Genomic DNA, 13004 nt, shown 5'->3' with positions numbered 1-13004 from the left:
GGTAGCAATGTCCTATGATTGCGTCGCCCACCGCCGCTGCCGCTGCCAAGCCACCGTTTGACGCCGTCATCTTCGACCTGGACGGGGTGGTCACCAACACGGCACTGCTGCATCAGGCAGCGTGGAAGGACGCGTTCGCCCGGATCCTGCACGACCCCAGGATTCCGCGGGGCACCGACCGTGCCCCGCTCAGCAGGGCCGACTACCTCACCTATATCGACGGCATGCCGCGCGAGGAAGGAGTGGTGCGGTTTCTGGCAGCCAGGGGAGTGCTTCTTGAGAAGGGGCACGAAACAGATGAAGCCGGTGCCTGGACAGGATTCGGCCTGGGCCAGTGGAAGAACGAGCTGTTCCTGGAACATCTCCGGCGGGACGGGGTCCAAAGCTACCCCGGGACCCTGCAGCTGCTGCGCCGGCTCACCGAGGCTGCAGTGCCCATGGCCGTTGTCACCTCGAGCCGAAACGCGGCATCGGTCCTGGAAGCAGCGGGCGTCCAGGATCTCTTCACCGTCGTCATGGACGGGACGACGGCGGCAGGGCTTGGGCTGCAGGGAAAGCCTGCCCCTGACGTCTTCCTGGCTGCCGCAGCAAGGCTTGGCGTCAGTCCGTCACATGTCGTGGTGATTGAGGATTCGGCCGCTGGTGTCGAGGCCGGGCGGCGCGGCGGTTTTGGCCTGGTGGTGGGAATCGACCGGGCCGGGAACCGCCGCCAGCTTGAAGCCGCGGGGGCGGACACTGTCCTCAACGATGTGGGCGAGCTGGACCTGGGCCAGGTGATCGGCAATGCCTGGCACCTTGTGTTTGAAGGTTTTGACGCCGGGCACGAAGGACACCGGGAGGCCCTGACCACCCTGGGCAACGGCTACCTGGGCGTTCGTGGAGCGGCCCCCGAGGGCGGTCCGTACAGCTACGCAGGCATGTACCTCGCCGGCATTTACAACCGGGTCAGGGCGAAGTCCGCCGACGAGATGCTGTTGGAAGAACACATGGTCAACGCGCCCAACTGCCTTCCGCTTGACCTGCGCCTGGCCGGGCAGGAATGGTGGTCTGCGGGCGGGCTGTACGTCGTCCGCGAGCGCAGGGTCCTGGACCTCAAAAAAGCGGTGCTGGAGCGAAGGCTGTTGCTGGAAGGTGCCGACGGGCGGCGCCTGGAGGTGGTGCAGACACGATTTGCATCCATGGCCGAGCCTCACCTGCTGGTCCTTCAGACGGCGATCACGGCCTTGGGCTGGAGGGGCATGGTGGAGGTCCGCAGCGGAATTGACGCCGGAGTCCGCAACGCGAACCTCCCCGAGCGTGCCCAGGGCTCCGATGTCCACTTGGCCGACAAGACGGCCCCGCAGCGCCCGGACCCGGAGGTGCGCCCTGACGGTACCTCCGTCGTTGAGGTTGAAACCACCCAAAGCCTCATCCGCATCGCCGTGGCCTACCGGACGCAGGTCTCGCCGGCCGCCGCACACATTACCGGGGGCGCGATCGGAGCCTTCCATTTCCAGACCCTGCCGGTTTCCCTTGAAACCGGTACCACGGCGCGGATCACCAAGTCAGTGGCGGTGGTGACCTCCCGCGACCGTGCCATCTCCTCGCCCGAAACGGGTGCCCGTTCAGTGCTTGAGCGCGCGCCCGGGGATTTCGATGTGCTGCTCGCCGCCCACGAGGAGGCCTGGCGGCGTGAGCTCCGACCTTTCCTGGTGGAGATTGACGCCCCGCTGCCCGTGCGCATGGTCCTTAACCTGCATATCTTCCACCTGCTGCAGACCTTGACCCACCACACGGCGGAACTGGATGCCGGCGTGACGGCACGCGGACTCCATGGCGAGGGCTACCGCGGCCACGTCTTTTGGGATGAGCTGTTTGTCCTTCCGGTGCTGACTTCACGAACTCCGGATATTGCCCGCTCGGTACTCGACTACCGGTGGCGCAGGCTGCCCGCGGCCCGGCATGCAGCATCGTTGGCCGGGCAGGAGGGAGCAAAGTTTCCTTGGCAAAGCGGCAGCGACGGGAGCGAGGAAACCCCGAAATGGCTGTACAACGACAGGTCCGGCAGATGGGTCCGGGACTATTCGCATCTGCAGGTGCACTCCGGCCTGGCCGTCGCCTTCAACGCATGGCAGTACTTCCAGACCACCGGGAACAAGATCTGGCTTCTGCAGAAGGGTGCTGAGCTGGTGGTTGAAGTTGCCCGCTTCTTCTGCTCCCTGGCGGAGTACGACGAGACAGGCGGCAGGTACCACGTGCGGGGCGTGGTGGGACCGGATGAATACCATACTGGCTACCCGTACCGTGACAAACCGGGCCTGGATGACAACGCGTACACGAACGTCATGGCCGCCTGGGTTTGCTCCCAGGCAGCAGGCATCCTCTCATTCCTGCACGGCAGCGAGCGCGCGGGGCTGATGGACCGCCTTGGCGTCACGGATGCGGAAGCGGCCGGGTGGGAGCGTTTGGGGACCTTGATGTACGTGCCCTTTCACAGCGACGGTGTCATCAGCCAGTTTGCTGGTTACGGGGATCTGCAGGAACTTGACTGGGACCATTACCGGGACACCTATGGCGACATTGAGCGGCTGGACCTGATCCTCGAGGCAGAAGACGACGCCACCAACCATTACAAACTGGCGAAGCAGGCGGATGTCCTGATGCTCCCGTACCTCCTGGGACACGATGGGCTGGTCACCGTGCTGCAGCGCTTGGGCTACGGGTTCACGCACGAACAGCTCAACCGGACCGTCGAGTATTACCTTGCCCGGACGGCCCACGGCTCCACACTGAGCCGGGTTGCGCACGCATCGGTCCTGGCCGGCCTGGACGCGGACCGGGCGTGGGACAGCTTCCGGGAAGCGCTCGACGCCGACCTCGACGATACCCAGCATGGCACCACGCGCGCGGGCATCCATTTGGGCGCGATGGCTGGAACCATCGACGTAGTGCAGCGCAGTTTTGCGGGGCTGCGGTTCAGCGGCGACACCATCTTGTTTGCCCCCAACCTCCCCACCGGGCTGCGGGCCGTTGCTTTTGAGGTCCTCTACCGCGGGCACCGCCTCCGCATTCATCTCAAGGGCGGGGATATGAGTATCGCCTCCGCTCCAGGTGACGCCGGCCCCATCAAGGTACGGGTCCATGGCAATGACGAGTTCCTTCCCGCCGGGCAGACCCGCCACTTCCCGCTCCCTGCCCGCGCTGCGGGGGTGGTGGTGCCGTGAAGCGGCTGGGCATCCTCACCAGCGGCGGTGACTGCCCCGGCGTCAACGCGGTCATCCGGGGAGCCGTGCTGGGCGGAGACGTGGCGCATGGCTACGAATTCATCGGGTTCCGGGACGGGTGGCGGGGTGTCCTGGAGCAGGACGTTTTTCCTTTGCCCCGGACGAGTGTCCGCGGTATCTCCCGCCTGGGCGGAACCATCCTGGGCACGTCCCGGACCAATCCGTTGGTGGGGAAGGGGATCGAAGGGGTCCGCGCCTGCGTCCGGCGCCACGAACTGGACGGCCTGATTGCCATTGGGGGAGAGGGGACACTGGCAGCTGCCCGGGAATTGTGCGGGCAGGGCATCAATGTGGTGGGTGTCCCAAAGACCATCGATAATGACCTCGGTGCCACGGACTACACCTTCGGCTTTGATTCCGCGGTCCAGACTGCCACAGAAGCCATCGACCGCCTCCGGACTACTGGCGAATCGCACCACCGGTGCATGGTCGCAGAGGTCATGGGCAGGAATGCCGGCTGGATAGCACTGCATTCCGGCATGGCGTCGGGCGCGCACGCCATCCTGATACCTGAACATCCGGTGTCCCTGGACCAAATATGTTCGTGGGTACTGTCAGCCCGGGACCGAGGCCGGGCTCCCCTTGTGGTGGTGGCCGAGGCCTTCGCTCCCGAGGGTCACCAAGCACCCTACGCACCCCGTGGCCTGGATACTTTTGGGCGGCCGCGACTGGGAGGGATCGGCCTGCTGCTCGAAGGGGAACTGCAGACACGGACCGGCATCGAAACGCGCGCCACCGTTTTGGGCCACATTCAGCGTGGCGGCGAACCTACGGCCTTCGACCGGGTCCTTGCCACCAGGCTGGGGCTGGCCGCTGTCGAATCGGCAGCCGCCGGCAGATGGGGCACCATGGTGTCGCTGCGTGGTACGGACATAGTCAATGTTGACCTGGGGGAAGCGCTGGGAGAACTGAAGGTGGTCCCTGAAGCACGGTACGAGGAGGCCGCTGTCCTGTTTGGATGAGGCAGGGGACCTGTTGAGCAGAGCCTACCGTTCCGCCCGGACCCGGAGGACCGCTGAACCGGTTATCCTGTCGGCGGCCAGGTCGTCGAGGGCCTTGTCTGCTGCGTCGAACGGGTAGGTCGTCGTGGTGAGGGCCAGGGACAGCCTGGCTGCGAGAGTCAGGAACTCATGCCCGTCAGCCCGGGTATTGGCTGTTACGCTCCGCACCTGACGTTCGTAGTAGAGTTCCCTGCTGTAATTGAGGGCCGGGATGTCGCTCAGGTGGATTCCGGCGATGGCGAGGGTTCCACCCCTGTCCAGGGCGCGCAGCGCGGCCGGGACAAGTTCTCCCACCGGTGCGAAAAGAATCGCGGAATCGAGGGGTACCGGCGGCTCATCATAAGCGTCCCCCGCATAGTCGGCTCCCAACTCCCGGGCGAGGGACCGGGCACTGTCAGACCGGGTCATGACAAACACGGAGGCACCCTGTTTGATGGCAAGCTGGGCGGTGATGTGCGCGGAGCTGCCAAAACCGTAGATGCCAAGGCGCCCGCCAACGGGCAGGGCCGCACGCTTCAGGGCCCGGTATCCGATGATCCCCGAGCACAGCAGCGGCGCGGCCTGTTCGTCAGTGAAGCCAGCTGGCACCGGGTAGGCGAAATCCTCCGCGACAACCAGTTGCTCGGCATAGCCCCCATCCCTGTCCCAGCCCGTGAACACCGGTGACCTGCACAGATTCTCGTCGCCGCGGCGGCAGTAAGCACAGCTGCCACAAACGCCACCCAGCCAAGCCACGCCAACCCTGTCGCCTGCCGCGAAACGGGAACAATCCGCTCCGGTTTCGACCACGACTCCGACAGCTTCATGCCCCGGCACCACGTGGGGGCGCCGCGGGGAGAGGTCACCTTCGGCGAGATGGAGGTCGGTCCGGCACACACCGCAGACGGTCACGTCCACCAGTATCTCGTCGGCCGCAGGCCTGGGAACTGCACGGATCCCCTGGACCAGCGGGCGGGTGGACATGGGACCGGGCTCGCCTACCCACCATGCACGCACTGAATCTCCTGCCTGGAACCTGCGCACCTGCCGGTCCGGGCCGCCTACTCGAGACCGGCGCGGGTTGCCTCGTCCAGCGGGGCCTGCCACAGCAGCGGGGCGTTCATCGTGAAGCGCCTGCCCGTCACCGACTCCGGTGTAATCCGGATGAAGTACTCCTGGCCCACGCCCTGCCAGGGGAACAAGGCGCGCCGGATGTCATCCAGGTCGGGTCCGGTGGGTGTTGTCTCGGCAGCCTTGCCCTTAACGACGACGCTCCACGCAAGCCCGAATTGCGAACTGACGGCGTCTGCTTCCAGGGCCACCGTGGCATCCGACTGGATGGCCTGCTGCTTGGTTCCTGACCCGGTGCGGAAAACCAGCGTGTCACCATCAACCTTGAAGTTGACGGGAAACACGTCGGGGTGGCCATCGGCGATGACGGCGAGCCGTCCCACCCCGGTTTGGCCCAGGAGGTCCCAGCACTCTTCAGGGTCGAGGATTTCCGGCACGGGTACGTTTGATTTGTCAGTCATAGGGCACAGCGTAGGCAACTCTTCGGCATCGGGAAAGGGCACAAAGGCCCGGCGTCAAGGGCAGGACCAATGGCCCTTGGGGCCCGGGGCGGCCTAATGGGACGCTGTGGGAACACCCGGGAAACCCTGATCTTCCTGCGGGAGGTGGCCATGCTGACGCACTTGTTCCTCAACCGCGTGCTGTGGGCCGTCGCCGGACTGCTGGCGCTGGCTGCTGCGGCAACCGGGGTCTGGCGCCCTGGAATCTACAACCGCGTGGTGGCCCCCGACCTGGTCCCCGGCGCCTACTCCCAGGACCTGCTGTCAGTGGCGGCCGGGCTCGGATTGCTGTACCTGTCGTATGCGGCAAGGCCCCAGAGGGCCAAATTCCAGATCGTGGCCCTGGGACTCCTTGGCTACCTCTTCTACGCCTACGGGATTTATGTCATTGAGCGGACCTACAACGGCCTGTACCTGCTCTACATGGCAGTCTTCGCCCTGTCATTCTGGGCCTTGGTCACCGCCGGGGCCACCGTGGCCCGCGACGCGCCATCCGTCTCCCTTTCTCGTGCACCCAGGATTGCTTCAGCAGCCGGCGCCATCCTTCAGCCGCTCATCTTCTACCCCCTGTGGATTGGCATGCTCCTGCCCCTCATGCGGAGCGGCGAACAAATCGATTCCCTCTACTCGATCTTCATCCTGGACCTTTGTTTCATCATGCCCGGATTCCTGATCCTTGCCTTCCTCACGTACCGGAACCACCGTACGGGTCTGCTGCTTCTCCCGGCCCTGTACGTCCTCGGCTTCACCCTCATCTTCTCCCTGGCGGTGGGTGAACTGGTCAAACCCCTCTTCGGTGCAGAACCAAGCCTGGCCGCCTTCCTTCCCGCACTTGGGCTCTCGGGCTCTTCCTGGTGCTTGGAAGCCTGCATCTGGCCAAACTGAAGGCCGTGAATCCACTGGCAGCAGCTGCCGCCGGCTCCCAACCCATCCCTCAGCAATCCGAGCGCTCCGGCCGGCAAACCCTCGAAAAGCCGTCCCCCACAGTAAAGAGAAACGCATGAAAGCCCTCGTCTACGGCGGACCCGGCAACAAGTCATGGACGGATGTTCCGGACCCCCGGATCCAGCAACCCGGCGACGTCATTGTCAAAATCGATACCACCACCATCTGCGGTACCGACCTGCACATCCTCAAAGGTGACGTGCCCGCCGTCGAAAAAGGCCGGATCCTGGGCCACGAGGGGGTGGGAACCATCGTGGAAACCGGGCCTTCCGTGACGGGGCTAAACGTGAACGACCGTGTCATCATCTCGTGCATCAAGTCCTGCGGCCACTGTGCCAACTGCAAGGCCGGACTCTACTCGCACTGCCTGGGCGGCGAGGGCCAGGAAGGCACGGGATGGATCTTCGGGCACCTCATTGACGGTACCCAGGCGGAGTACGTCCGGGTGCCCTATGCCGAAAATTCCCTGCACCTGCTGCCTGCCGGCGTCAGCGACGAACAGGCCGTCATGCTCTCCGATATCCTCCCCACGGGATTCGAAATCGGCGTCCAGTACGGCCGGGTAAAGCCCGGCGACACCGTGGCCGTGGTCGGTGCCGGGCCGGTGGGACTGGCGGCGATCACCACAGCAGGGCTGTACGGCGCCGCTACGGTGGTGGCCATCGACCTGGACGCCAACCGCCTGGAGAAGGCAAAGGAGTTTGGCGCCACGGACACGGTCCTGTCAGGCAGCCGTGACTGGAAGGAACAGGTCCTGGCCCTGACAGGGGGACAGGGAGTCGATGTGGCCATTGAAGCTGTTGGCGTGCCGGCAACATTTGGCATGTGCACCGACATCGTACGGCCCGGTGGTTCGGTGGCGAACGTCGGGGTGCATGGAAAACCCGTGGAGCTGCACCTGGAAAACCTGTGGATCCAAAACATCAGCATCAGCATGGGGCTGGTGAATACCAACACGACGCCCATGCTGCTCAAGCTGGTGGCCCAGGGAAAGATCAGGGCGGAGAAATTCGCCACGCACCATTTTGGTTTCGATCAGTTCCTTGACGCCTACGACACCTTTTCCCGGGCTGCCGAAACCAAGGCCCTCAAAGTGATCATCACGGCGTGAATCCGGCCACCGCTACAGCCAGTCTGCGGAGAAGTCCACCGGCGGCCACCACCGTGTCCGGGACCTGACGGCGAACCGCCGTCCGGTGAGCTCCGTGGGGGTCAAAGCTACCAGGTGGTCCTTGATCCCGGGCTCCCACGGCTCGCGGTCGGCATCGGAGTCGGGGAGCGTCATCCGGGTCCCATCGAATTCTTCCGGCTTGCCCTTAGCCACCACGCTCCAGACTTCCGTGGCGTAAGGGTTCAGTCCATCCACCTCGAGTGCCGCGACTGCGCCGCTGAGCAGGGCGCGCAGCTTGGTGCCGGGCGCGGTACGGAACACCAGCGATTCCCCGGCAACGGAAAAGTTGACCGGAAAAATCTCGGGAACGTCACCATTGATGACTGCCAGCCGGCCGATGTATGAGGACCGAAGGTACCGCCAGCATTCATCGGGATTCAGCACTTCTGTTCGAGACCCACCAGCGGAATCAGCCATGGTACCGATCCTAGGGCCTGGAGCGCGGGTGTGCACTGCTGGGGCGTTCACCCAAGGCGTAGCCGCGACGGGACTGGATCCAGGCCGTTCACCGTTGATTCCCGTAGGGGCCCCAGAGGGCACGGAACAGCCGGAAGCGGCACTCAAAGCCGGAGGTGCGCCATGGACCAGGCGCAGGTACCAATAACAGCGGACAATGACGATGTCCTGGACTCGTACTCGCAAACAGTGATGCGGGTGGCAGCTGCCGTGACGCCCCACGTGGCAGCAATCGAGATGACGGCGCAGCGCCGCAATGGCCGGGCCCGGGTGGGCGCAGGTTCGGCCGTCCTCTTCACCGAGGACGGCTACCTGCTCACCAATTCCCACGTGGTGGCCGGCACCCGGCACGGCTTCGCGGTCTTCGGCGACGGCAGCAGGATGGAGCTGGAACTCGTTGGCGCGGACCCCTTGTCCGACCTTGCGGTGGTGCACGGTTCGCGGCCGCGAATCCGGCCCGCCGTGTTCGGCGCGGCGGAATCCCTCCGGGTCGGGCAGCTGGTTGTGGCCGTGGGCAACCCGCTGGGCTTGGCCGGTTCGGTGACCGCGGGGGTGGTCAGCGGGCTGGGCAGGGCCATTCCAGTCTGGTCGGGCGGTAACCGGCGGGTCATCGAGGACGTCATCCAGACCGATGCGGCACTGAACCCCGGCAACTCCGGCGGTGCCTTGGCGGATACTCACGCCAGGATCGTGGGCATCAACACCGCAGTGGCCGGAGCCGGCCTGGGACTGGCAATTCCGATCAACGCGACCACCCGCAGGATCATCTCCGCGCTGTTGTCAGACGGAAGGGTGCGCCGCGCGTACCTGGGCCTGGTGAGTACCCCGATGCAGCTCGGATCCAGCGCCGTGATCCGCACCGGGCTGCGTGAAGGGCTCCGCGTCGTAGAGGTACTGCCCGGGTCGCCTGCAGACAAGGCAGGCCTGTCGGCAGGGGACGTCATCGTCACGGCCGGGGGCCGCCCGGTCAGCAACGCCGAAAGCCTGCAGCGCCTGCTGTTCGCCGATGCCATCGGCCAGCCGCTCAACCTTGCCGTGCTGCGCGATGGCGCAGAACGCCACCTGACGGCGGTTCCGGAGGAAATGACGGCCAACGGAGCTGGATAACGGCCGACGGCGGGCCGGCACCATGGGCAGGCACATACGAAAGGCTAGGGGCTGACCTGGGGGGCTTCCACGTCAGCGATGCCTACGAAACGCGGCCCCACGCCGTCGTACTCGCTGCGCACGCACCCGGGACGCACGGCGGGAACCTCGGACGGCGCGTGGTGGCCGCACACCACGTAGGTGAAGTCCGGCCACCACTTCTTGGGCCGGGCAGCCTCCTCGTACCCGCACACGGCGCACTCAAGGTGCACCCAGACGGGCCGTTTGCCGGTGCGGTTGGCCCGTGACTGCACCAGCCAGGGCGGGGGATTGTCCAGGATGCTGCGGAGCTCGGCCTCAGACATCCACTTCGGCAGGCCATGGCGCTGCGCCATCTCAAGGGGAACATCCAGGGTTATTGCTGCGTCGCGTCTGCTGATCATCACGTTCCACGATACGGGAGGCGGCCAAATCGGCGGTGCGCCGGTGATTCAGCTTCCCAGGATGCATCCGGGGTGGGGCGTTTCGGTGGAGACCCACAACGCCGAGGCGATCTCATCCGCAAGGTCGAAGTCGCGGGTGCCGCCGGGGCCGGCGATGCGCACCATCAGTGCACCACCGAACGGGCGCCGACCCAGCACCTCAACCTCGGCGTCGAGATCGATGTCCTGCGCGGCGAGATACCGCAGGAGCTCAGGATTGTCATCGCTGATACGGGTGATTTTGCCGCTGTGCCCCTGGTCCAGCCCGGCGAGGAGATGGGCGCTGGGCATCAGCACCTGGCCGTCCGCGGTGGGAATGGGATCGCCGTGGGGGTCCCGTTCCGGGTTTCCGAGTTTGGCTGCGACGCGTTCGATGAACGTATCCGAGACCGCGTGCTCCAGCTGTTCGGCTTCATCGTGGACCTCGTCCCAGCTGTAGCCAAGACGCTGGACGAGGTAGGTCTCGATGAGCCGGTGGCGCCGGACCATCGACAGGGCCAGGCGCAGGCCGGAATCGGTCAGGGTGACTGCGCTGTAGGGCTTGTGGTCCACCAGCCCCTGGTCCTTCAGCTTGCGGACCATCTCTGACACAGAGGAATTCGCCACGCCCAGCCGCTGTGCCAGCTGGGAGGACGTGATGGGCTTGTCCTGCCATTCAGTGAATGAATAGATGACCTTGACGTAGTCCTCGATCGAGGAGGAGGGCGCGCTGGTCTTCACAGGTCCAAGCCTACCGGTTTGGCCGGTCCGGCAGGGGCGGCCCCGGATCAGGCCTTGGCGGCGCGCCAGGCCAGCGTCAGGTAGGGGAGGTCGAGTTCCTGCCCCGGAGCATGGGCCAGGTGTTCGTGCAGGTACCAGTCCAGGTTGGCAAGGACCTTCGCCCGCGTCGACTCGCCGGCCCGCAGGTAGTAGCTGCGCGATTTGGTGAGCTCCATCAGGTCACTGGTGGTCACCCTGTCCTGCCAGTGCGTCACATGCCCCTTAAGCCCGTGGAATTCGGGCCCGACGACGGGCTTGTGGCCGGGCCGGTAGACGTCGCCGGCGTGCATGATCCGGGAGAGCCGGTGCACCCAGGGGACAGAGGTGTCCAGCTGGTTCCAGACCAGGCCCAGGGTTCCGTGCGGGCGCAGGACGCGGGCCAGTTCGGTGCTCGCAGCGAGGGGATCGCACCAGTGCCACGCCTGGGCAACGGTGACCACGTCGAAGGCCGCGTCGGGAAGGGCTGTCGCCTCGGCCGTCCCCGCCGCAGCCGTGGCGGCCGGGCAGTGGGCCTTCAGCTGGGCGAGCATGTCCGCAGAAGGGTCGACGGCGGTGACATCCAGTCCCATGGCCAGCAGCAAGGCGGTGAATTTACCGGTACCCGCCCCGACGTCCAGGGCCTCACGGGCCCCGGCAGGCACCAGCCACCGTGCGGATTCCGCCGGATAGCCGGGGCGGACGCGCTGGTAGTGGCGGCCGCCGTCCTGGAAGCTCTGCCCGAGCTCCGTGCGCCGGCCGTGATCAAGCCTGGGGCCACCCCGAACCACGCGTGGCCTCCTTCCGGTGCTGCCTGCGGATGTCCTTCGAATTTACCGCATGGCCGGTGCCTGCAGGCAGCCGCCGTTACCCCGCTAGTCGTCGAGGCAGGGGGCCGCGCCGGCGGTCCCGGGGGTATTGGGTGCCCAGTGCGGGTAGGTGCGGAAGTCGTTGGCGGGCACCCAGCGGCCCGCGTCCACCACGTAGTCCCACCCGAGTCCGTTGCTGCGCAAAGCCCGGATACCGGCAAGGAGGCGTTCAGCATCCTCCAGCCGCGAGCCCACGCCGAAACTCGCCCGGAGGGAGCCGGACGGCAGGCCCAGGCGCTTCAGCAGGGGATGGGCGCAGAAACGTCCGTCACGCAGGCCCACCCCGTGCTCTGCGGAAAGGTAGGCGGCCACCAGCCCTGCGTCGTAGCCCTCGACGGAGAAGTTGACCACGCCGATGGTGTCCGTTTCCGGATTGGTGTCCTTGAAGATCTGGTGGACGGTGACGCCGTCGATTTCCTGGAGGCCCTCCACCAGGAAGGACCGGATCGCGGACTCGTGCGCATGCCACCTGTCCTGGTCGAGTTCGGCGATGACCTGCGTGGCGCGTGCCAGGGTGGCGGCGCCGAGGACGTTCGGTGAGCCTCCTTCGTGGCGGGCCGGGCCGGTGGCCCAGCTGACGCCGTCGAGCCGTGCTTCCTTGACGGCCCCGCCGCCGGCGAGGTGCGGGACGCCGGAATCCAGCCAGTCAGGCCGGCCTACCAGGACACCTGCGCCGAACGGCGCGTACAGCTTGTGGCCGGAAAAGGCGAGGTAGTCGACGTCGTCCGCGCTGATGTCCACCCGGCGGTGCGGCGCGAGCTGGGCCGCGTCCACCACGATCCGGGCGCCGTGCTGGTGGGCCAGCGCGGCCAGGGCCCGGATGGGGAGGATCTCGCCGGTGACGTTGGAGGCGCCGGTGACGGCCAGGAGGCTGACGCCGCCCTGTTCGAGTTCGGCGCGGACGGCCTCAAGGGTGCCGGCGATGGTGTCCGCGGCAACGATGCTGCGGTGCGGGACGCCCTGCCACGGCAGGAGGTTGGCGTGGTGCTCGATGTCCAGGTAGAGGACGTCACCGGCGGTCCGTCCGTCCGTCCGGGGCAGGCAGCCCGCCAGGAGGTTCAGCGAATCGGTGGTGTTCCGGGTGAAGATGACCGAATCGTCCTGCCGGCCGCCCACGAAGTCCCGGACAATGCTGCGTGCGTTCTCGTACACGGAGGTGCTGATCTGGGAGGCGTACCCGGCCCCGCGGTGGACGCTGGCGTAGTAGGGCAGGATCTCGTTGAGGTAGGCGGACACCACGGAGAGTGCAGGGGCCGATGCCCCGTAATCAAGGTTGGCGTACCGCACGTGGCCGCCGGTTATCAATGGTGCTTGGATTTCGGCCCCGGTGACTGCAGCGAGCGGGCGGCCGGCGGCGGCACGGCGTTCGGCAGCAACGGCGGATTCGGTGACGGGTTTGGGGGAGACGGTGGCAGTTGTCACAGAGACCTCACTTGTGTACAGGAC

At 66.1% G+C, this 13004-nt stretch carries 12 protein-coding genes; 5 read left to right on the top strand and 7 right to left on the bottom strand.

The features are described from left to right. The first annotated feature begins 14 nt into the window (after nt 1-14). Nucleotides 15-3203, top strand: coding sequence for an HAD-IA family hydrolase (locus NIBR502770_RS10350; protein WP_141181857.1), 3189 nt, complete (start codon nt 15-17; stop codon nt 3201-3203). Then, entirely contained in the window at nt 3200-4225 is a 1026-nt protein-coding gene (locus tag NIBR502770_RS10345) for an ATP-dependent 6-phosphofructokinase (RefSeq protein ID WP_141181856.1), read from the top strand. Before NIBR502770_RS10350 ends, NIBR502770_RS10345 begins: the two co-directional genes overlap by 4 nt. A 24-nt stretch (nt 4226-4249) precedes the next feature. Here NIBR502770_RS10345 and NIBR502770_RS10340 read toward each other — a convergent pair whose 3' ends face one another. Together NIBR502770_RS10340 and NIBR502770_RS10335 are read right to left on the bottom strand one after the other, a co-directional pair. Continuing rightward, nucleotides 4250-5260: a zinc-dependent alcohol dehydrogenase family protein gene (locus tag NIBR502770_RS10340; RefSeq protein ID WP_141181855.1), complete on the bottom strand. Its 1011-nt coding sequence runs from the start codon at nt 5258-5260 to the stop codon at nt 4250-4252. A 44-nt stretch (nt 5261-5304) separates the two neighbouring features. Continuing rightward, nucleotides 5305-5775: a pyridoxamine 5'-phosphate oxidase family protein gene (locus NIBR502770_RS10335; protein WP_141160011.1), complete on the bottom strand. Its 471-nt coding sequence runs from the start codon at nt 5773-5775 to the stop codon at nt 5305-5307. 96 nt (nt 5776-5871) lie between these two features. Between NIBR502770_RS10335 and NIBR502770_RS10330 the strand changes: the two genes are divergently transcribed. Together NIBR502770_RS10330 and NIBR502770_RS10325 are read left to right on the top strand one after the other, a co-directional pair. Continuing rightward, a complete protein-coding gene (locus tag NIBR502770_RS10330) occupies nt 5872-6699 on the top strand; it encodes a hypothetical protein (RefSeq protein ID WP_246857460.1) in 828 nt (275 codons plus the stop codon). 115 nt (nt 6700-6814) lie between these two features. After that, nucleotides 6815-7870, top strand: coding sequence for a zinc-dependent alcohol dehydrogenase family protein (locus NIBR502770_RS10325; protein WP_141181854.1), 1056 nt, complete (start codon nt 6815-6817; stop codon nt 7868-7870). A 12-nt stretch (nt 7871-7882) separates the two neighbouring features. Here NIBR502770_RS10325 and NIBR502770_RS10320 read toward each other — a convergent pair whose 3' ends face one another. After that, nucleotides 7883-8347, bottom strand: a complete 465-nt coding sequence (locus NIBR502770_RS10320; protein WP_141181853.1) for a pyridoxamine 5'-phosphate oxidase family protein — start codon at nt 8345-8347, stop codon at nt 7883-7885. 162 nt (nt 8348-8509) lie between these two features. Here NIBR502770_RS10320 and NIBR502770_RS10315 point away from each other — a divergent pair, with 162 nt between their 5' ends. Continuing rightward, nucleotides 8510-9493, top strand: a complete 984-nt coding sequence (locus tag NIBR502770_RS10315; protein ID WP_141181852.1) for a S1C family serine protease — start codon at nt 8510-8512, stop codon at nt 9491-9493. A 44-nt stretch (nt 9494-9537) separates the two neighbouring features. Here NIBR502770_RS10315 and NIBR502770_RS10310 read toward each other — a convergent pair whose 3' ends face one another. The 4 genes from NIBR502770_RS10310 to NIBR502770_RS10295 all read right to left on the bottom strand — a co-directional run bounded on the left by NIBR502770_RS10310 (nt 9538) and on the right by NIBR502770_RS10295 (nt 12980). Next, nucleotides 9538-9915 (bottom strand): hypothetical protein, encoded by a 378-nt coding sequence (locus NIBR502770_RS10310; RefSeq protein ID WP_141181851.1) that lies wholly within the window; start codon nt 9913-9915, stop codon nt 9538-9540. Nucleotides 9916-9963: 48 nt separating this feature from the next. Next, complete coding sequence (locus NIBR502770_RS10305) at nt 9964-10674, bottom strand: metal-dependent transcriptional regulator (RefSeq protein ID WP_141160016.1); 711 nt, start codon at nt 10672-10674, stop codon at nt 9964-9966. Between the two features lie 47 nt (nt 10675-10721). After that, entirely contained in the window at nt 10722-11480 is a 759-nt protein-coding gene (locus NIBR502770_RS10300) for a class I SAM-dependent methyltransferase (RefSeq protein WP_141181850.1), read from the bottom strand. Nucleotides 11481-11564: 84 nt separating this feature from the next. Next, on the bottom strand, nt 11565-12980 hold the full coding sequence (locus NIBR502770_RS10295; protein ID WP_141181849.1) for an aminotransferase class V-fold PLP-dependent enzyme: 1416 nt from the start codon (nt 12978-12980) through the stop codon (nt 11565-11567). Between the last annotated feature and the right edge of the window lie 24 nt (nt 12981-13004).

It is taken from the genome of Pseudarthrobacter sp. NIBRBAC000502770 (assembly GCF_006517815.1).
Taxonomy (GTDB): Bacteria; Actinomycetota; Actinomycetes; order Actinomycetales; family Micrococcaceae; genus Arthrobacter; species Arthrobacter niigatensis.
Note: the sequence above shows the minus strand (reverse complement) of the source record. Positions and strands in the feature narration are given on the sequence as shown.